Origin of the sequence: Phreatobacter cathodiphilus (genome assembly GCF_003008515.1) — a bacterium.
In the GTDB taxonomy this organism is placed as follows: Bacteria; Pseudomonadota; Alphaproteobacteria; order Rhizobiales; family Phreatobacteraceae; genus Phreatobacter; species Phreatobacter cathodiphilus.
The window spans coordinates 2,239,295-2,259,297 of record NZ_CP027668.1; the positions used below are offsets into that span (position 1 = coordinate 2,239,295).

Sequence of the window (20,003 nt, forward strand, 5' to 3'; positions counted from 1 at the left end):
GTGAACGTGGAGAACGCTTTCGAGCTGGTGGCTCTGGTTCTCGGTGTGGCTTCGGCCTGGATGGTCGTCCGCGATCGTCTGCGGGCTCTCTGAACCGCCCCCGCCGCCTTCTGCCCCAGCCTTGGCTGCTCTGCCGATGCGGAGGCCCGCGGGATTCTTCGCAGAATCGGCTAGCTTCGCGTGCCGCCCGCCGGGCGGTTGATCGGCACCGGCGCGGTCCGCCTCGCACATGCACGCAGTCTCCAGCCTCGCGACGGTCGTCGCCGCCGTCCTGCTCTCCTGGCTCGCCATAGCCGCGCTGCGGCCCTGGCTCGCCCGGGTCGCCGCGGCCAAGCCCGATGCGCGCTCCTCTCATCGCGCCGTCACGCCTCAGGGCGCCGGCCTCGGCGTGGTCGCCGCCATCGTCCTGGCCGGCGGGACCGCCGTGCTCGTCGCCGGTGCGGGCGAGCCGCGGCTCCTCGCCCTGCTCACCGCCATGGTCGGCCTCGCCGCCCTCGGCTTCGTCGACGACAGGCGCCCGCTTCCCTGGCGGCCGAAACTCGCCGCCCAGGCCCTCGCCGCGGCTCTGGCGGTCGCCGGCCTGCCGGCGGAGGCCTCCCTCGTGCCGCCGGCCCTGTTCTGGGTCGAGCGCGCCGCGGCGGCCCTGATGCTCGTCGCCACCGTCAACCTCGTCAATTTCGTCGACGGCATCGACGAGATCACCCTCGCCCACGCCGCGCCGGCCTTCGCCCTCGCCGCCCTCGTCCCGACGCTGTCTTCGGCCGGAGCCGCGAGCGGCCCTCTCGCCGCGGCGGGCCTCGGCGCCATGCTCGGCTTCTGGCCGTGGAACCGCCATCCCGCGAAGATCTTCCTCGGCGATTCCGGCAGCCTCCCCCTCGGCCTGCTCCTCGGCTGGCTGGCGCTCGATCTCGCCCTTTCCGGTTCCCCCGCCGCCGGCCTCCTCATGCTGCTCTATCCCCTGGCCGACGGCGGGATCACGCTCCTGCGCCGGTTCCGCGCCGGCGCGCGGCTCACCGAGCCGCACCGCGACCACGCCTATCAGCGCGCCGTCGACGGCGGCGTGCGGGCGCCGCGGGTGGCGCTCACGGTCGCCGCGGTCTCCGCCGCCGGCGCCGCCCTGGCGCTGCTCTCCGTCCGGGCCGGAAACCCGCTGGCGGCGGCCGGTCTCCTCGCCCTCGGCGTCGCCGTGGTCCTGATCCCGATCCTGTCGTGGCTCCGGCGGCCGGGGCGGCCGGCATGACCATCCTCGTCACCGGTGCTGGCGGCTTCCTCGGCGCGGCCCTCGTCGAAGCCCTCGCGGCGCGGGGCTTTGCGGTGCGCGCCGCGGCCCGCAGCCCCCTGCCCGCACTGCCGGCGGGACGGGTGAGCCCGGCCACCCTGCCCGACCTCGCCGGATCCGGCCTCGACGACCGGTTCAGCGCGCTGCTCGAAGGGGTGGAGGCGGTGGTCCACGCCGCCGGCCTCGCCCACCGGCCCGCCGGCCTCGACGAGACGGTGATGCAGGCCGTCAACGCCCACGCCTCCGCCAGCCTCGCCCGCGCGGCCCGGCGCCGGGGCGTCGGACGCTTCGTGCTGATCTCCTCGTCGCGCGCCGTCAGCGGCCCCTCCTCGCCCCATCCCCTGACGGAGACGGCGACGCCCGCCCCCAGCGACGCCTATGGCCGCTCCAAGCTCGCGGCGGAACGGACCGTGCGGGAGGAACTGCCGGAGGCGATCATTCTCAGGCCGCCGGTGCTGCACGGTGCCGGAGCGAAGGGCAACATGGCCCGCCTCGCCCGCCTCGCCCGGTCGCCTCTCCCCCTTCCCTTCGGCGGACTGGCGGGGCGGCGGTCGATCCTGTCCGACGCCAACGTGGCGGAGGCCGTCGCCTTCGTGCTGGCGCGGCCCGATGCCGCGGGGCGCACCTTCCACCTCGCGGACGGCGATCCGCTCACGGTCGGGCAGATGATCGGCGCCATGCGGCAGGCCGTCGGGCGCCCGCCGGGCATCGTCGGCCTGCCCGCGGCGCTGACCGAGCGGCTGGTGACGCGCCTCGCCCCGGCCCTCGCCGATCAGCTCTGCCGTGATCTCATCCTCGACGATGCGGCGATCCGCGCCCTCGGCTGGCGCCCTGTCGAGAGTTCGGCGGCGGGCCTCGGCCGCATGATGCGCGGCTGAAGCTTCGTGGCCCGGCCGTCGATCCTGCCGCAGGTGTCGCTAAAAATTCTCGGAACGGCATCACAGTAACGAAGAAGCTGAAGCACCCCCGCAAGGGATTTGCCTGGCGACACATTCAAATCATAGTGGCACCCATGTCCGCGACATCGTCCCATCCTCCGACGCCCGACAGACGCAACGATCCGGTGGCGGAGGCGCTCGCCTCCTGCCGCGGCGCGCTGGTGGCGGCAGGCCTGTTTTCCGGCGTCCTCAACATCCTGATGCTGGCAGGCGCGATCTACATGCTGCAGGTCTATGATCGCGTGCTGACCAGCCGTTCGATCCAGACGCTGGTGGGACTGAGCATGCTGCTGGCCCTGGTCTTCCTCGTGCAGGGCGTGGTCGACGTCGTCCGCCAGCGGGTGCTGACGCGCATCGGCGCGACGATCGACCGCCGTCTCGCCCTGCAGGTCTATCGCCTCGTCACCCTGGCTCCCGTCAGGATCGGCGGCCAGGCCGACGCCATGCAGCCGAGCCGCGACGTGGACGCGGTGCGCGGCTTCATGTCCGGCCTCGGGCCGACCGCCTTCTTCGACCTGCCATGGATGCCGCTGTTCATCGGGCTCTGCTTCGCCCTCCATCCCTGGATGGGGATCATGGTCCTGTGCGGCGCCCTGCTGCTCCTGGCGGTGACGCTGATGACCGAGAGGGCGACGCGCAACCCCATGGTCGCCGTCGCCCGCGAGGCCGGCGGGCGCGCCGCCATCACCGAGACCTCGCGCCGCAACGCGGAAGCCATCGCCGCCATGGGCATGGGCCCGGCCCTTGCGTCGCGTTACGGCGACCTCACCTCGCGCTTCCTGAAGGCGAACGAGGCGGCCACCGACGCAGTGGGCACCTTCGGCACCCTCTCCCGCATCCTGCGCATGGCGCTGCAGTCGGCGGTGCTGGGCCTCGGCGCCTATCTGGTCCTCATGGAGCAGGCGACGCCCGGCGTCATGATCGCCGGCTCGATCCTGATGGGACGGGCGCTCGCGCCCATCGAGACCGCGGTCGCGCACTGGAAGAGCTTCGTCGCGGCGCGGCAGGCCTGGAAGCGCCTGCGCCAGAGCACGCGGCTCCTGCCCCCGCCGGCGGAGTCGCTCGCCCTGCCCCGCCCGAGCACGACGCTGACCGTCGATCAGGTCTACACCGGTGCCCCCGGCTCGACGACGCCGATCGTCCAGGGCGTGGCCTTCTCACTGCTCGCCGGCCAGGCTCTCGGGGTGATCGGCCAGTCGGCGTCGGGCAAGTCGACCCTGGTGCGCACGCTCAGCGGCGCCTGGCTGCCCCTGAGCGGCTCGGTCCGGCTGGACGGTGCCGAACTGTCCCAGTGGGGCGAGGCGGCGCGCGGCTCCATCGTCGGCTATCTGCCGCAGGAGATCGGCCTCTTCGACGGGACCGTCGCCGAGAACATCGCGCGGTTCGACGTCTCGGCGCAGGCCTCAGACATCGTCGAGGCGGCCCGCGCCGCCGGCGCCGACGAGATGATCCGCGGCCTGCCGGACGGTTATCAGACGCGCATCGGCGAGGGCGGGATCGTGCTCTCCGGCGGCCAGAAGCAGCGGGTCGCCCTCGCGCGCGCCCTGTTCGGCAATCCGTTCCTGGTCATTCTCGACGAGCCCAACGCCAATCTCGACGCCGAGGGCGAGGCCGCGGTCACCCGCGCGATCCGCCATGTCCGCGACCGCGGAGGCATCGTCATCGTGGTGGCCCATCGCCCCAGCGCCATCTCGGCGGTCGACATGATCGGCGTCATGAGGGACGGGCGCATGCAGGCCTTCGGCCCCAAGGAGGAAGTCCTCAAACGCGTTCTCGCGCCCCAGAAGGGAGTTGCCCAGCTATGACCCGCGCCCCTTCCCCGCCCGACGCCATGGCCCGCGACATCGCGGAGAACACCACGTCGCTGCGCCGCCTCATCGCCGCGGGGCTCGGCGTGTCCATCGTCTTCGTCGGCGGCCTCGGCGTCTGGGGCGCCACCGTTCCGCTCTCGGGCGCGGTGGTCGCCAGCGGCCTCGTGGTGGTCGACAGCAACGTGAAGGCGGTCCAGCATCCCACCGGCGGCGTCATCCAGCGCCTGCACATCCGCGACGGCATGCGCGTGCGCGAAGGCGATCTCCTCATCCGGCTGGACGACACCGTCACCCGGGCCAACCTTCAGGTGATCAGCAAGCAGCTCGACGAATTCACCGCCCGCCAGGCGCGGCTGGAGGCGGAACGAGACGGCGCCGACACGATCACGGTCCCCCCGTTCCTGAGCGCGCGGCTGAACGAACCCGACGTCCTGCGTGCCGTGGAGGGCGAGCGCAAGCTCTTCGTGGCCCGCCGCGCCTCCCGCGAGAGCCAGCGGCGCCAGCTGCGCGAGCGCATCGAACAGATAAAGGGCGAGATCGTCGGCATCACCGCGCAAGAGGAGGCCCGGCGCCGGCAGGTCCAGTTGATCGAGCGCGAGCTGCAGGATATCCGCGACCTGTTCTCCCGCAATCTCGTGCCGCGCACGCGTCTCGTCGAACTGGAGCGCGAATCCGCGCGCCTCGCCGGTGACGTCGGCCAGTTCGTCTCCGAGCGGGGCCGGGCCCAGGGGCGCATCAGCGAAAGCGAGTTGCAGATCCTGCAGATCGACCTGGAGCTCCAGCGTGAGGTGACCACGGAACTGCGCGACGTCCAGGCCCGCGTCGGCGAACTCGGCGAGCGCCGGGTGGCGGCCGAGGACGTGCTGAAGCGGATCGAAATCAAGGCTCCCGCCACGGGCCACGTCCACCAGCTCGTCTTCCACACGGTGGGCGGCGTCATTCCCGCCGGCGGCCCGCCGATCATGCAGATCGTGCCGGACAACGACACCCTCGTCATCGAGGTCCGCATCGCGCCGCAGGACATCGACAAGGTGGCTGCGGGTCAGGCGGCCTTCATCCGCTTCACCTCGTTCCCGCACGGCACGACCCCCGAGGTCAGGGGCTCGGTGCAGCGGGTCTCCGCCGACGTGGTGAAGGAGTCCCAGACGGGCGCCCTTTATTTCACGGCCCGCATCGCCGTGACCGAAGGCGAGCTCGCCAGGCTCGGCGACAACAGGATCGTGCCGGGCATGCCGGCAGAGGTCTTCGTCCGGACCGGGGACCGCACCGCCCTCGCCTATCTGACCAAGCCGATCGTCGACCAGGTCCACCGCGCCTTCCGGGAGCGCTGAGGACCAGACACGGTCACATGGCCCCAGGCGGGACGATCGTTCGGGTTGTATCCGGTTCTTCGCCCGCCTCGGCCGCATGATGCGCGGCTGAAGCCTCGGGCTCAGACGCGCTTGTAGTCGTCCTGGCTGCGGACGATGTCGTCCTCGCCAAGATAGCTGCCCGACTGAACCTCGATGAGCTCGAGCGGAATCTTGCCCTCGTTGGCGAGGCGGTGCCAGGCGCCGAGGGGGATGTAGACGTTCTCGTTCTCGCGCACGATCCGGGTCACCTCGTCGACCTCGACCGTCGCCGTACCCTTCACCACGATCCAGTGCTCGGCCCGGTGGAAGTGCTTCTGCAGCGACAGCCGCGCGCCGGGCTTCACCACGATGCGCTTCACCTGGAAGCGCTCGCCGCGGTCGACGCTCTCGTAGGAGCCCCAGGGGCGCAGCACCTTGCGATGCTCCTCGGCCAGCCGCCGGCGCTGGGCATCGCCCGCGCGCAGGTCTTGGACCAGCGTCTTGAGTTCGCCCGCCACCTGCCGGCCGGCCACCAGCACCGCGTCCTTCGTCGCCACCACGACCACGTCGTCGAGCCCGATCACGGCCGTGTGGACCTCGTCGCTGGAGACGTAGGAATTGCGGGTGTCGGCGAGCGACACCGCGCCGCGGGCGGCATTGCCGTGTCCGTCCTTCGGCGAGGCCTCCCACAGGGCGTCCCAGGAGCCGAGATCGGACCAGGCGTAGTCGGCCTCGATGACGGCGGCGCGGTCGGTGCGCTCCATCACGGCATAGTCGACCGATTTCGCCGGAGAGGCGGCGAAGGCCTCACGGTCGATGCGCTCGAAGGTGATGCTGCCGGCCTGATCCACGCTCATCGACGCGGCCACGGCCTTGGCGGCGCCGGCGATCTCCGGCTCGAAACGGGCGAGCTCGGCGAGGAAGACATCGGCGCGGAACAGGAAATTGCCGGAGTTCCACAGATAGCCCTCGGCCAGGAAGGTCTTCGCCGTCTCCTCGTCGGGCTTCTCCTTGAAGGCGGCGACCATGCGCACCCGCCCGTCCATGACGTCGCCGGGGCGGATGTAGCCGTAGCCGGTGGCCGGGTGGGTCGGACGGATGCCGAAGGTGACGAGGGCGCCCGCCTCGGCGACGGCGAGCCCCGCCTCGGCGGTGGCGGCGAAGGCCGCGGCGTCGGTGACGAGATGGTCGGCGGCGAGCACCAGCATGACGGCATCGGGGTCGGCGGCGGCCACGAGTTCGGCGGCCACTGCGATGGCCGGGCCGGAATCGCGGCGCATCGGCTCCAGCACGATGCGCCCGGGCGTGCCGGCGCGGGCGAGCTGGTCGGCCACGAGGAAGCGGAAATCCTCGCCGGTGACGATCACCGGATCGGCGAAGATGGCGCGGTCACCCACCCGGGCGAGCGTCTCCTCGAAGGTGGAGCGCTCGCCGAGAAGCGGCAGGAACTGCTTGGGATAGGCCTCCCGCGAGGCGGGCCAGAGCCGCGTGCCCGCGCCGCCCGACAGGATGACCGGTACGATCCGCGCTTGCTTCGACATTGAAGGCATGTCCTTCACCGATCACTCATCATCTTGGTGGGGTTACCTAGCCGCTGGCCGGCGGGCGCGCCACCGCCATCTGTCGGAATGGTCAACGGCCGCGGCCGTTCAAGGCCGCGGAGGAACGCCGAGGAAGGGGCGGCTGAAGGCGGTGAGACCGACCCTCGCCTGATGGGCCGCCACCAAGAGCACGAGATAGGCGGTCGCATAGACGGTGTTGGTCTGGTCGTGGCTGAACAGGAGATTGGTCAGACCGAAGATGCCATAGCTTCCCGACAACAGCACCGCGAAGGCCCAGCGGTCGCGCTGGCGGTCGTCCGGCGGCGCCTGCGCCACGATCACCAGAGGTGCGGCCAGCAGCAGGACGAGGACGAGGAGCCCGACCACGCCGCGGCCCACCGCAACCGAGATGAACTCGTTGTGGAGGTGGCGATAGGGCGGGATCTCGAAGCCCTCGGCGGCGGCGCGCCGGCGGACCTCGGCCACGGCGTTCTGGCTCCCGTAACCGAAGACCGGCCGGTCGACGAAGGCCTCGAGACCGTAGGTCCACAGCAGCACCCGGTGGGCGGTGGACGGGTCGCGCTCCAGGTCCATGGTCTCGCTCTGCAGCGCCTGACGAACCTCGTCGACCCGCTCCGGCACCTTCATCGCCACGGCGAAGATGGCGAGGGCGCCGGCGATCAGGGCCGCCGTCATCGCCGCCTGCCAGCGCCGCATGCGGACAGCCGGCCAGATGTGCACCGCCACGACCAGGACGACCAGCGGCAGGGCGAGCAACGCGCCGCGGGTCTGCGACAGGAAGCTGCCGCCGATGCCGCAGACCAGCGCCATGACGGCGAAGATCCGCATCGGTCCGGAGAGGCGCGCGAAACCGACCATGGCGAGACCCGCCGCCAGCATGGCCGTGTCGCCGAAGGGAATGGCATTGGCCATGCCGGCGGTCGCACGGGGATGCCCCAAGACCTGGACCTGCAGGAGGGCGTGGCCGAAGGAGAGGATGGCAGCCGCCCTGACGCCATTGAGGAACAGCGCGAAGACGTCGACCTTCGGCGTCTGCACGAGGGTGCCGACCAGCATCGTCAGCGTCAGGTAGTGCATGGCCGTGCCGACATCGAGCCAGCCCGCGGCCTTGTTCGGGAAGGCCAGCGGCGAGATCGCGGTCACCGCGAAATAGCCGAGGGTGACGAGGCAGCCGAAGGCAGTGGTCGGCGGCCAGACCCACGCGATCCGCCGGCCGAGGAAGATCAGGCCGACATAGATGCAGGCGCCGAAATAGAAGAAGGTCGCGACGCTGCCGAAGGTCAGCGGCAGAAAGGCGAGGACGGGGATATAGAGCCAGGCAATCCTGTTGGGATCGTCGATGGTCGCCCACAGCCAAGCCCAGAGGGCGCCGAGAAATCCTCGTCCGGCCCGCCAGTTCGCATCGCCTCGTTCGGGCGCACCGCGCGATGACATCATGAAGACTTGAGATGCCCTATCGCTGCAGCCCCATCGAAGCTGTCAGTCCACCATCGATGCTGATGGTAGCGCCTGTGAGGTAACTTGCAAGCGGCGACAGGAGATAGGCGACGAGACCGCCGATCTCCTCCGGCCGCGCGAAACGGCCGGCCGGAATCTGCTTCTCCATGCTCTCCCGATAGTCGGCATACTTGGCCATCATGTCGGTATCGACGAAACCGGGGGCGACGACGTTCACCGACACGCCGCGTTTGGCGCTCTCGATGGCGAGCGTCCGGCAATAGGCGGCGAGCGCCGCCTTGGAGGCGCCGTAGGCGGCATTACCCTGGTTGGAGCGCTCCGCTGTAACCGAGCCGATGGCGACGATGCGGCCCATCCGCGCCCGCATCATCGGGCGCACCACCGCATTCACCAGGCGGGTGAAGGCGAAGAAGTTGATCTGCATGACCGCCTCGGCCTTGGCCTGGTCCATGACCGCGGCGAGCTGGTCGTAGGGCTGGCCGGCATTATGCACGAGGCCGTAGAGCGCCTCGCCCTTCTCGAGGGTGGCACAGAAGGCCTCCACCGCCGCCTTGTCGGCGAGGTCGAGGGTGGCGATCGCGACGTCGCGGTCCGGATGGGAGGCCTTGAGCTCGGCCACCAGCGCCTCCGCCGCCTCGCCCGAGGAGCGCACCGTGAAGGTGACGTCGTGGCCGCCGGCGACCAGCGCCCGGACGATGGCGGCGCCCATGCCCTTGGCGCCGCCGGTGACGAGAACGCGCCCCATCACGCCGGCTCCGCGGCGAGGACGAGGCAGACGTTCTGCCCGCCGAAGCCGAAGGAATTGGAGATGGCGCGGGTGACGCTCGCCTTGCGGGCGACGTTGGGCACCAGGTCCATCTTGATGGCCGGGTCGGCCTCGGTGTGGTTGATGGTCGGCGGGATGACGCCGCTGCGGATGGTCATCAGCGTGAACACCGCCTCGATGGCGCCGGCTGCCGACAGGGTGTGGCCGATCATCGACTTGTTGGAGGAGACCGCCACCTTGGCCAGATGGTCGCCGAAGACGGCGGCGAGGCCGACATATTCCATCTTGTCGTTCTCGGGCGTCGAGGTGCCGTGGGCGTTGACGTACTGGACGTCGCCGGGCGTCACGCCGGCATCGTCGAGGGCGTTCCTGATGCAGCCGATGATCGGCGCGCCGTCGGGGCTGGAACGGGTGCGGTGGAAGCTGTCGGCCATCTCGCCGCAGCCCTCGACCACGCCGAGGATGGTGGCGCCGCGGGCAGTGGCATGCTCCCACGATTCCAGCACCAGGGCCCCTGCCCCCTCGGCCATGACGAACCCGTCGCGATCCTTGGAGAAGGGCCGGGCGGCGGCGGTGGGCTCGCCGTTGCGGGTGGAAAGCGCCGAGAGCAGCGAGAACCGCACCAGCGATTCCTGATTGGCCGAACCGTCGGCGGCGATGACCAGGGCGGCGCCGGTCTCGCCGCGGCGGATTGCCTCGACGGCGAGCTGGATGGCGGTCGCGCCGGTGGCGCAGGCGGTGGAGATGGAGATCGGCGCGCCCTTGGTGCCGAAGCGGTCGGCCAGCGCATCGCCCACCGAGCCGAACAGGAAGCGCGTCTGCATGGCGGAGAAATCCTTCGCCGCCGCGCCCTTGAGGATGTCCGTGTAGGTGATGTCGGCGCTCTTGCCCGAGGCGCGGGCGAGGTCCTGGCGCTGCGGCCATTCCAGCTCCACCGGCGGCATGCCGAGGAAGAGAGGTCCGGGGAAGCTGTCCGCGTCGCCGATCTTCGCCTCCTGCACCGCCTCCTCGCCGGCCAGTGCCGCCATTTTGGTGGTCAGGTCCGGCGCATTCTCGAAGGGCACGAAATCGACGGTGCCGGCGATGGTGGTGCGCAGGCCCTCGATGGGGAAGCGGGTGATCGTGTGGATGCCGGACTGGCCGGCGGTCAGCTTCGCCCAGTTCTCGTCCTTGCCCTGGCCGAGCGAGGTGACGACGCCCATGCCGGTGACGACGACGACGGGGCGGCCGTGTTTGTCCTTCATTGGAGCCATGCTGCCCTCCTCAGATCGCTTCGACCAGGGCCATGCCCTCGCCGCGCCAGTGTCCGACGGAAGTGACGACCGCCTGTTTGACCTTGCGGGTCATGCGCGCCTCGTCCTTCGCGCCGCCGATGGGCGGCACCGCCTCGCCGCGCGCCACCATCATGGCAGCGAGCGCGACGTTGGCCGGGAAGGTCGCCTCGACGCTGTGGCCGATCACCGAGCCGGTGGCGCGCGTCGGCACCCGGCGCTGGTCGAGCAGGTCGCGCTCGATGGCGACGGCTTCGCTGACGCCGGTGGCGCCGGAGATCACGACGGTGGCCCCGGGAATGAGGCCGGGCGAAATCTCGTTCCACTGCACCGCCATGGAGTGCTCGGCATCGCCGTTCTTGCGGCGGGTGCGGTCGGAGGAGACCTTGGACAACCTGGCGATGGGCTTGGCGCCGCGCTTCTCGGCGTGTTCGCGCGCCTCGACGACGAGGAAGGCACCGACAGAACCGAGAATCGTGCCGCCGCCGTCCTTCGGCCGCTCCCAGACCGGCGCCCAGGGCTTGGTCCAGTTCATGTGGCCGAGTTCGAAATGCAGGATCGTGTCCGGGCGCTCGGCCGAATAGGCGCCGCCGACCAGGAAGATGTCGCCCTGCCCCGCATGGCAGCGGCCGAGGGCGACGCGCACCGCGTCGACGCCGGCCATTTCCTCGCCCATGAAGGTGCGCGAGGAGCCGACGACGCCGTGGACGATGGAGATGTTGCCGGCGAGCAGGTTGGAGAGCTGGGCGAGGAAGAGCGTCGGCCTGAGATCGTTCATCAGCCGCTCGTTGAGGAACTTGCCCGGCTCGTTGGAGGCTTCCAGCCCCGACAGGATCTGCCCGTCGACGGCATAGTCGCGCTCGCCGCCGCCGGCCGCGACGATCATGTGCATGGTCTTCAGAAGGTCGTCCTGGCCCTTCACGCCGGCATTTTCAAGCGCCAGGCCGGCAGCATAGGTACCGAGGCGCTGCCAGCCTTCCATCTGTCGGCGGTCGCCGCGATCGGGAATCTGTTTCGCGAGGTCGAGCGCCACGGCCGGGTGCACCTGATAGGGCGCGTGGGTGGTCGAATCGAGCTTCAACCAGGCCTCGCGGTCGCCGTTCAGCGCCTCCCAATGGGCGTCCAGCCCCTCGCCGAGCGCGGAGACGAGGCCGATCCCGGTGATCCAGGCCTCACGTTCCGGGGCAATCGCCATCATGCACTCCCTTCAGGCCGTTTCCAGCTTCTCGAAGGGGAACTGGAGACGTTCCCCCCACTCGCGGATCATCGCGGCGAATTTCGGATCGGGGAAGGTCTTGACCGCGAACTTGATTTCCGCCTCGGCGACCTTCTTGCCCTCGCGCGTGATGAAGGCCTTGGTCACCGCATAGCCCGAGCCGTCGCCGACCATTTCCGCGTGGACCATCAGCGGGGTCGAGGGCTGGACGAAGTCGCGCATCTTGGTGGTGTTGGTGCCGACCAGGAACGGCATGGCGGTGAGCTTGTTGAGCCCGAGGATCAGCCAGCCGGAGGTCTGCGCCATGGCCTCGATCATCAGCACGCCGGGCAGCAGCGGATAGCCGGGGAAGTGACCCTCGAAGACCGGGCTCTCGGCCGGCACGTCCGCCGCCGCCGTCAGGGTCTTCGCCTGCGCGTCGAACGCGACGACGCGCGTGATCATCTGGAAATATTCGAGCCGCATGGGAGGATGGATCTCCCGTGCCGGGAGGCTTTCGACAGGGGTTGGATGACGAAACCGGCCGGAAGACCCGGCCGGTCATGCAGAATGGACTGGACTCGGCGCGGGACGGGCCCGACCGGCGTCAGGCGCCCTTGGCGGCGACCAGTTCGTCGATCTTGCCGCAGAGCGCGCCGAGGACGAAGTAGTCCTCCGTCTTCGCCTTGCCCTCGTTCACCTCCTGCGTCCACTTCTCGAGCGGCAGCTTGATGCCGAACGCCTTGTCGATGGCGAAGGCGATGTCGAGGAAGTCGAGCGAATCGATACCGAGATCGTCGATCGCGTGGCTCTCGGGCGTGATCTTTTCCAGCGGAATGTCACAGGTTTCCGAGATGATCTTCGAGACGGTTTCGAAGGTGGACGACATGGTAGCGCAATCTCCGTGGCGGCCGTCAGATGGTGATCAAAGCGGCACGAAACAAGGCATTCACCCGCACGGGGCGCCTCGAACAGGGTGGTGCTGCTATAGATGAGGCGGCTTGCCGCATCAACCCTTCGTCTCATGGCCCTCCTCGCGCCGGTGCGGCAGGGCCTTACCGCTGCCGGGCGCCCCGAACTCGCCGCATCGGTTGACGATCCCGCCCCGGGCCTTTAGGCACCGGCGCCTTGCAGTCTTTGCCGGTGCGGCGGTGTGTTGTGCCGCGTTTCGGGCCATTCCGCCCGCAAGAGGATCTGTCCCATGCGCGCCCTGCGCCTTCACGGTGATCGCGACCTCCGCATCGAGGAGGTCGCCGACGCCCCCGCCCCCGGCCCCGGCGAGGTCCGCATCAAGATCGCCGCCGTCGCCCTCAACCATATCGACGTCTGGGGCTTCCGCGGCATGGCCTTCGCCAAACGGCAGATGCCGCTGGTGGTGGGCGCCGAGGCCTCCGGCACCATCGAGAGCGTCGGCGACGGCGTCACCTCCTTCAAGGCCGGCGACAAGGTCGTAATGTTCGGTGCCAAGACCTGCGGCACGTGCCGGTTCTGCCGCGCCGGCCAGGACAACCTGTGCACCGACGTGCAGGGCATCATGGGCTTCCACATCGACGGCTTCGCTCGCGAATTCGTGACCATGGAAGCCCGTCACGTCCTGCCGGTGCCGGCCTCCGTGTCGCTGCGCGACGCCGCCACCGCGCCGATCACCTTCTCCACCGTCGAGCACATGCTCTTCGACAACTGCAAGCTCCAGCCCGGTGAAACGGTCCTCGTCCAGGCCGGCGGCTCGGGCATCGGCACCGTCGCCATCAAGGTGGCCAAGGCCATCGGCTGCACCGTCATCACCACGGTGGGAGACGACGAGAAGGCGGAGAAGGCCCTCGCCATCGGCGCCGACCACGCCATCAACTACCGTACCGAGCGGTTCGAGGGCGTCGTGCGCAAGATCACCAAGAAGAAGGGCGTCGACGTCGCCTTCGAGCACACCGGCGCGGACACCTTCAACCAGTCGCTGTTCTGCCTCAGGCGCGGCGGCCGGCTCGCCACCTGCGGCGCCACCTCAGGCGCCACCATCACCTTCAACCTGATGCAGCTCTTCCAGCAGCAGTACAAGATCTTCGGCTCCTTCGGCGCCCCCATCCGCGCCATCGCCGACGGCCTCAAGCGCATCGAGGCGGGCGTCACGCCGGTGATCGACACCGAGCTTCCCATCGACCGCTTCGCCGAGGCGCTGGACCGGCTGGAAGGCCGCAAGGTCTTCGGCAAGATCCTCGTGAACCTCTGAAGGCCGCCGGCCCTTGGTCCGCTGGATCCGCCACAACTACCCCGCCGCCATGGTGCCGTTCGACTGGGTCGTCGGCATGCTGGTGCTCGGCGCCATGGCGGCCATCCGCGCGCTCGGTCCCGACCGGGCGAGCAATCTCGGCGCCGCCATCCTGCCCGCCATCGGCCGCCTGCTGCCGGTGAACCGCACGGGCTACGCCAATCTCAAGGCGGCCTTCCCGGAGAAATCCGAGGACGAGATCCAGGCGATCCTCAGGGGCGTCTGGAACAATCTCGGCCGCACCGCCTTCGAATATGCCTGCATGGACGACCTGTGGGACTACGACCCCGCGAGGCCCAACCAGGGGCGCATCGTCACCGACGACGTGCCGCTCTACGAGCGCCTGCGCGACGACGGCAGGCCCGCCATCTTCTTCGCCGCCCATCTCGCCAACTGGGAGATGCCGGCGGTGGCGGCAGCCGCCCACGGGCTCGACACCACAGCCCTCTACCGCATGCCCAACAACCGCTTCGTCGCCCGCGCCATCCAGCGCATCCGCGGCAAGACCATGGGCAAGCTGGTGGCCTCCGGCGGCGGCGGCGTGCTGCAGCTCGCCCGAGAGCTCGAGGCGAACAACCACGTCGGCATGCTGATCGACCAGCATCTCCACCGCGGCGTCGACGTCACCTTCTTCGGCCGGCCCGCCAAGGCGAATCCGACCGCGGCGCGCCTCGCCCGCGAGTTCGACTGCCCGGTCCACGGCGTCCGCGTCATCCGCCTGCCCGGCAACCGCTTCCGCCTGGAGGCGACGGAGGAGATCGTCCTGCCGCGCGATGACGAAGGCCGCGTCGACGTGAAGGCGACGATGCAGGTGCTCACCTCCATCGTCGAGGACTGGGTGCGTGAGCATCCCGAGCAATGGCTCTGGCTGCATCGCCGCTGGCGGTGAGGCGGACCTTCCGCCGCGCAGCCACCGCGGCACGGATGCTCAGTTGTTCGACGGCCGGCAGGTGACGGCGTTGAGGCAGGTGCCATAGGCGGCGCCGCCGCCATTGGCCGCGGTGCAGGCATTGACCGCTCCCATCTTGGCGGTCTCGGCGCTGGGCCCCTCCTGCCGCCAGCGCCCGGTGCTGTCCTGGCACACGAACCATCGCGGCGGCGCATCCTGCTGGCAGCGGAAGGCGGTCCCGACGCAATTGGCCTGAACCAGGTTGCTCGGCGTGTAGGTGCGAATGCAGTTGCTGCGGACGTTGCGGAACGCCTGGTCCTGAGTCGGCCCTTTGCCCGGCGCGACGCTGGCGTCGCCAAGGCGCGTACAGGTCCATGGCTGCTGGGCGAAGGCGGCACCCGAAGGCGCGAGGGCGCCGATGGCGCCGAGCGCCAGAAACGCGAGGAGGCGGCGCGCCGGGCGTTTGAACAAGAGCGGCGGGAGCGATGTCATGATGCGAGCTTTCCGTTACGGCAAAGGTTCACCGCGCTCCTCCTATGAAGACGTGTGGCGGTATTCGCATCCGCTCAAATCCGTATCGCGGGACCTTTTTTGGCGGCTCCGGCACGCTCGCCTTCGGGACCTCGCGGCTCGCCCGGCCGCGGCCGAAGACCAGCCGCGCAGGCAGTGCGCTTTCCCCGCACGCAGGCGGCCCTTAAGAATGGCGTCATGACCGCCCGCATCACCTCCCCTGCCCGCCTCCCATGACAGACTGGTCCATCGACGCGGTGGTGATCGGCGCCGGCGTCGTCGGCCTCGCCGCGGCCCGTCGCCTGGCGCTCGCCGGGCTCGACACCCTCGTCATCGAGGCGGCCGACGCCATCGGCACCGGCACCTCCTCGCGCAACAGCGAGGTCATCCACGCCGCGCTCTACTATCCGACCGGCTCGATCAAGGCCGCCGCCTGCCTGCGCGGCAAGCACCTGCTCTACCGCTACTGCGCCGACCGCGGCGTGAAGGCGAAGGCCTGCGGCAAGCTGATGGTGGCGACCTCCGAAGACCAGTTGCCGAAGCTCCAGGCGATCTGGGACCAGGCCCATGCCAACGGCGTCGAGGGCCTCACCTGGAAGACACCCGACGAGGTGCGGGCCATGGAGCCGGAAGTCTCCTGCATCCGCGCCTTCTTCTCCGCCTCCACCGGCATCGTCGACAGCCACGGCTTCATGCTGGCGCTCCAGGGCGATCTCGAGAATGCCGGCGGCATGGTGGCCTTCGAGACGCCGATCCTCGGCGCGAGCGTCACGGCGGAGGGCATCGTGCTGCGCACCGGCGGCGCGGAAGGCGCCGAGATCGCCGCGCGCATCGTCGTCAACGCGGCCGGCCACTACGCGCCGAAGTTCCTCGCCGGCCTGGAGGGCTTTCCGCAGCAGCATGCGCCGCGGCAATGGTACGCCAAGGGCAACTACTTCTCCCTCGTCGGCCGCCAGCCCTTCTCCCGCCTCGTCTATCCGATGCCGGACGCGGCCGGCCTCGGCGTCCACGCCACCGTCGACCTCCAGGGCCGCTGCCGCTTCGGGCCCGACGTCGAATGGGTGGAGAGCGAGCACGACCTGGTCGTCGATCCGCGCCGTTCCGACGGCTTCTACGCCGCCATCCGCGCCTATTGGCCGGATCTGCCCGACGGTGCCCTGCAGCCCGACTATTCCGGCATCCGGCCGAAGCTGCACGGGCCCGGCATGCCGATGCCCGATTTCCGCATCGACGGACCGGAGGTCCACGGCATCGCCGGTCTCGTCAACCTTCTGGGCATCGAAAGCCCGGGCCTGACCGCCTCCCTCGCCCTCGCCGACATCGTGGCGGCCCGCCTCGGCCTGCCCGCCCTGGAGACCGTGCCATGACAGATGCAGCCACCGTCCTCGCCGCCGGCGCCGTCGCCACGGCCGAAGCCATCGCCGAGGGACGGACCAGCGCCCGGGCCGTGGTCGAGACGACGCTGGCGCGCATCGCCGCCGCCAACGACCGCCTCCACGCCTTCATCGCCGTGATGGCCGACGAGGCGCGCGCCGAGGCCGACATGCTCGACACGGTGCAGTCCTTCGGCCAGCGCCGCGGCCCCCTGCACGGCGTGCCGGTCGCCGTGAAGGACATTATCGACGTCGCCGGCCAGCGCACGCGGGCCGGCTCCCTCACCCGCGACCACCTGCCGGCCGCGGCGGCGGACGCATGGTGCGTGTCGCGCCTGAGAGCCGCGGGCGCCATCGTCGTCGGCAAGACCCACACGGTGGAATATGCCTTCGGCGGCTGGGGCACCAATCCGATCGCCGGCACGCCGGTGAACCCCCACGACGCCACGACGCACCGCGTCCCCGGCGGCTCCTCGTCCGGCACCGGCGTCGCCGTCGGCGCCGGCCTGGTGCCCATCGGCTTCGGCACCGATACCGGCGGCTCCGTCCGCCTGCCCGCCGCCTGGTGCGGCACGGTCGGCCACAAGACATCCATGGGCCTCGTCAGCCGCGCCGGCGTGGTGCCGCTGGCCCTCCACTTCGACACCATCGGCCCGCTGGCGCGCACCGTGCGCGACGCGGCGGTGATGAGCCAGGTCCTGCTCGGCTCCGACCCGGCCGACCCCTCCACCGAGGCCGGGCCGGGACTCGACCTCGGCTCCGGGCTGGAGGCGGGGGTGCGCGGCCTCACCCTCGGCGTGCTGGCGATCGATCCGGACATCACCGTGGACGACGGTGTCGCCGCGAGCTTCAGCGCCGCCGCCGCCGCCCTCGAGAAGGCGGGCGCGCGGCTCGTTCCGGTCTCGCTGCCCGAGAGCCTTGCCACCTACACCCAGGCCTGCGGCGAGCTTATGATGGTGGAAGGCGCCCACCACCACGGCGTCCTGGCGCGCGAGGCCCCCTGCCGGCTCGGCGGCTGGGCGGCACGGCGCATCGGCGGCGGCTTCGACATACCCGCGACGCGCTATTTCGCCGGCGTCGAGATCCGCCGGCAGCGCATGGCCGCGGCCAGGGCCTTCCTCGCCGGCAACGGCATCGACGCCCTCATCCTGCCGACCACGCCCGTTCCCGCCGTTCCCCTGACCCAGGTGGACGAGGCCGGCGCGCCGGGCATCTTCACCCGCTTCGTCAACTATCTCGAATGGTGCGGCGTCTCCGTGCCCGTGGCGCCGACGGCGACGGGTCTTCCGGTCGGCTTCCAGGTCGTCGCCCCGCGCTTCGCCGACGCCCTTGCCCTGCGCATCGCGCGCAGCGTCGAGGCGGCCGTCTCGGGCCCCTTCCCCCTGCCCGCCTGAGGCGCCGAACCCTCCAGCCTCCATGCCGGACGGAGAATGATGATTTACCGGGCGCGCGGCATCCGCGCGTCTTGATCTCCGTGGAACGACCTGCTCAATTCTTGGGCAGCCTGCACCCGGGCCCGGCATTCCTTTGCCGGTTCCCCTGGGTCAGGCTTCGAGAAGCCGGATCAACCGGCTCGTCGGGCTGTCTGGCATGTGCCTTGCCAGCCCTTGCCGAGGAAGTATCAGGGAGACTTCGTATGCGAACCATGTTTCGTCCGGCGTTGATCGCCGGCGCCTTCGCCCTTGCGGGTGCGCTGCTGACCTCGGCCTCAGCCATGGCCCAGGAAAAGGTCCTGCGCATCGGCATGACGGCGGCGGACATTCCGCGCACCCACGGCCAGCCCGACCAGGGCTTCGAGGGCAACCGCTTCACCGGCATCCCGATGTATGACGCGCTGGTCCACTGGGACCTGTCGAAGGCGGACGCCGCCTCCGTCATCATCCCGGGCCTCGCCCTGTCCTGGTCCGTCGACGCCGCCGACAAGAACAAGTGGGTCTTCCGCCTGCGTCCGGGCGTGAAGTTCCACGACGGCTCGCGCTTCAACGCCGCGGCGGTGGTGTGGAACGTCCAGAAGGTCCTCGACCAGAACGCCCCGCATTTCGACCAGAGCCAGGTCGGCGTCACCGTCTCGCGCATGCCGAACCTCGCCTCGGCCCGCGCCATCGACGACCTCACGGTGGAGCTGACCACCAAGGCGCCGGACTCCTTCCTGCCGATCAACCTCACCAACCTGTTCATGGCGTCGCCGACGCACTGGCAGAAGCTGCTGTCAGAGGTTCCCGCCTCCGTCGCCGACCCGAAGGCCCGCGCCGCGGCGGCCTGGACCGCCTTCGCCGCCGCTCCCTCGGGAACCGGCCCGTTCCGCGGCGTCCGCCTGGTGCCGCGCGAGCGCTTCGAGATGGTCGCCAACAAGGACTACTGGGACGCCGCCCGCCGGCCCAAGGTCGACCGCGTCGTGCTGCTGCCGCTGCCTGAGCCGAACGCCCGCACCGCCGCCCTGCTCTCGGGCCAGGTCGACTGGATCGAGGCGCCGGCGCCCGACTCCGTGCCGCAGATCAAGCAGCGCGGCTTCACCCTCTACACCAACGCCCAGCCGCACGTCTGGCCCTGGCAGTTCTCGTTCCGCGAGGGCTCGCCCTGGCTCGACCGCCGGGTGCGCCACGCCGCCAATCTCTGCATCAACCGCGCCGAGCTGAAGGAGCTGCTGGGCGGCCTGATGGAGATTCCGGTCGGCACCGTTCCGGCGGGCCATCCCTGGTGGGGCAACCCGTCCTTCCAGATCAAGTACGACCTGCCGGCCGCCCAGAAGCTGATGCAGGAGGCCGGCTTCTCCGCCGCCAAGCCGCTGACCGTGAAGGTCCTGACCTCGGCCTCGGGCTCCGGCCAGATGCAGCCGATCGTCATGAACGAATGGCTGCAGCAGGCGCTGAAGGAGTGCTTCTTCAACGTCGAGCTGGAGGTCGCCGAGTGGAACGCGGTCTTCACCAACTGGCGTGAGGGCGCGGGCCACGCCAATGCCCGCGGCGCCAACGCCACCAACGTCACCTTCGCGGCCATGGACCCCTTCTTCGCCATGATCCGCTTCGTGACGCGGCAGACCAACCCGCCGGCCTCCAACAACTGGGGCTTCTTCAACTCCGACGAGTTCGACCAGCTCGCCGCGACGGCCCGCTCGACCTTCGACGATGCCGGCCGCGACCGGGCCCTCGCCGCCCTGCACAAGCGGATCGTCGAGGAGGCGCCCTTCCTGTGGGTCGCCCACGACGTCGGCCCGCGCGCCATGTCGGCCCGCGTCACCGGCGTCGTCCAGCCGCGGTCCTGGTTCATCGACATCGCGCCGATGGACATCCGTCCGGGCTCCTGAGCCTCACGCCCCGCGCCGGGCGGCCTCGTCGAGGCCGCCCGGTTCGTCCCCAG

General features: G+C 70.3%; 17 protein-coding genes. 9 read left to right on the plus strand and 8 right to left on the minus strand.

What is annotated here, in order from left to right:
• Positions 1–229 precede the first annotated feature (229 nt).
• From C6569_RS10935 to C6569_RS10950, 4 genes are all read left to right on the plus strand, one after another.
• Positions 230–1,240 (plus strand): MraY family glycosyltransferase, encoded by a 1,011-nt coding sequence (locus tag C6569_RS10935; protein WP_106748879.1) that lies wholly within the window; start codon positions 230–232, stop codon positions 1,238–1,240.
• Positions 1,237–2,157, plus strand: coding sequence for an NAD-dependent epimerase/dehydratase family protein (locus C6569_RS10940; protein ID WP_146144781.1), 921 nt, complete (start codon positions 1,237–1,239; stop codon positions 2,155–2,157). The genes C6569_RS10935 and C6569_RS10940 overlap by 4 nt, the downstream gene beginning before the upstream one ends.
• 134 nt (positions 2,158–2,291) lie before the next feature.
• The gene (locus C6569_RS10945; protein ID WP_106748881.1) at positions 2,292–4,022 is read left to right on the plus strand and encodes a type I secretion system permease/ATPase; all 1,731 of its coding nucleotides are present in this window, start codon (positions 2,292–2,294) and stop codon (positions 4,020–4,022) included.
• The gene (locus C6569_RS10950; protein WP_245898300.1) at positions 4,019–5,359 is read left to right on the plus strand and encodes an HlyD family type I secretion periplasmic adaptor subunit; all 1,341 of its coding nucleotides are present in this window, start codon (positions 4,019–4,021) and stop codon (positions 5,357–5,359) included. The genes C6569_RS10945 and C6569_RS10950 overlap by 4 nt, the downstream gene beginning before the upstream one ends.
• Before the next feature lie 101 nt (positions 5,360–5,460).
• Here the strand turns inward: C6569_RS10950 and C6569_RS10955 are convergent, their stop codons facing one another.
• The 7 genes from C6569_RS10955 to C6569_RS10985 all read right to left on the minus strand — a co-directional run bounded on the left by C6569_RS10955 (position 5,461) and on the right by C6569_RS10985 (position 12,500).
• Positions 5,461–6,900 (minus strand): mannose-1-phosphate guanylyltransferase/mannose-6-phosphate isomerase, encoded by a 1,440-nt coding sequence (locus tag C6569_RS10955; RefSeq protein WP_106748882.1) that lies wholly within the window; start codon positions 6,898–6,900, stop codon positions 5,461–5,463.
• Positions 6,901–7,008: 108 nt separating this feature from the next.
• Positions 7,009–8,358, minus strand: a complete 1,350-nt coding sequence (locus tag C6569_RS10960) for an O-antigen ligase family protein (protein ID WP_106748883.1) — start codon at positions 8,356–8,358, stop codon at positions 7,009–7,011.
• A 16-nt stretch (positions 8,359–8,374) separates the two neighbouring features.
• Positions 8,375–9,124 carry an SDR family oxidoreductase gene (locus C6569_RS10965; RefSeq protein WP_106748884.1) on the minus strand — a complete coding sequence of 250 codons (750 nt, stop codon included), beginning with the start codon at positions 9,122–9,124 and terminating at the stop codon, positions 8,375–8,377.
• Positions 9,124–10,398, minus strand: a complete 1,275-nt coding sequence (locus C6569_RS10970; protein ID WP_106748885.1) for a beta-ketoacyl-ACP synthase — start codon at positions 10,396–10,398, stop codon at positions 9,124–9,126. Before C6569_RS10970 ends, C6569_RS10965 begins: the two co-directional genes overlap by 1 nt.
• Before the next feature lie 10 nt (positions 10,399–10,408).
• Positions 10,409–11,614, minus strand: a complete 1,206-nt coding sequence (locus C6569_RS10975; RefSeq protein WP_106748886.1) for a beta-ketoacyl-ACP synthase — start codon at positions 11,612–11,614, stop codon at positions 10,409–10,411.
• Positions 11,615–11,623: 9 nt separating this feature from the next.
• Complete coding sequence (locus C6569_RS10980; RefSeq protein WP_106748887.1) at positions 11,624–12,097, minus strand: 3-hydroxyacyl-ACP dehydratase FabZ family protein; 474 nt, start codon at positions 12,095–12,097, stop codon at positions 11,624–11,626.
• 121 nt (positions 12,098–12,218) lie between these two features.
• A complete protein-coding gene (locus C6569_RS10985) occupies positions 12,219–12,500 on the minus strand; it encodes an acyl carrier protein (protein WP_106748888.1) in 282 nt (93 codons plus the stop codon).
• Between the two features lie 312 nt (positions 12,501–12,812).
• Here C6569_RS10985 and C6569_RS10990 point away from each other — a divergent pair, with 312 nt between their 5' ends.
• A complete protein-coding gene (locus C6569_RS10990; RefSeq protein WP_106748889.1) occupies positions 12,813–13,835 on the plus strand; it encodes a zinc-binding dehydrogenase in 1,023 nt (340 codons plus the stop codon).
• Between the two features lie 13 nt (positions 13,836–13,848).
• Positions 13,849–14,763: a lipid A biosynthesis lauroyl acyltransferase gene (locus C6569_RS10995; RefSeq protein WP_245898072.1), complete on the plus strand. Its 915-nt coding sequence runs from the start codon at positions 13,849–13,851 to the stop codon at positions 14,761–14,763.
• Positions 14,764–14,802: 39 nt separating this feature from the next.
• Here C6569_RS10995 and C6569_RS11000 read toward each other — a convergent pair whose 3' ends face one another.
• The gene (locus tag C6569_RS11000; RefSeq protein ID WP_106748890.1) at positions 14,803–15,255 is read right to left on the minus strand and encodes a hypothetical protein; all 453 of its coding nucleotides are present in this window, start codon (positions 15,253–15,255) and stop codon (positions 14,803–14,805) included.
• Positions 15,256–15,506: 251 nt separating this feature from the next.
• Between C6569_RS11000 and C6569_RS11005 the strand changes: the two genes are divergently transcribed.
• The 3 genes from C6569_RS11005 (at position 15,507) to C6569_RS11015 (ending at position 19,950) form a co-directional block, all read left to right on the plus strand.
• Positions 15,507–16,640 carry an NAD(P)/FAD-dependent oxidoreductase gene (locus C6569_RS11005; RefSeq protein WP_106748891.1) on the plus strand — a complete coding sequence of 378 codons (1,134 nt, stop codon included), beginning with the start codon at positions 15,507–15,509 and terminating at the stop codon, positions 16,638–16,640.
• Positions 16,637–18,040, plus strand: coding sequence for an amidase (locus C6569_RS11010; protein WP_106748892.1), 1,404 nt, complete (start codon positions 16,637–16,639; stop codon positions 18,038–18,040). Before C6569_RS11005 ends, C6569_RS11010 begins: the two co-directional genes overlap by 4 nt.
• Before the next feature lie 242 nt (positions 18,041–18,282).
• Positions 18,283–19,950 (plus strand): ABC transporter substrate-binding protein, encoded by a 1,668-nt coding sequence (locus C6569_RS11015; RefSeq protein ID WP_215905744.1) that lies wholly within the window; start codon positions 18,283–18,285, stop codon positions 19,948–19,950.
• The last annotated feature ends 53 nt before the right edge of the window (positions 19,951–20,003 follow it).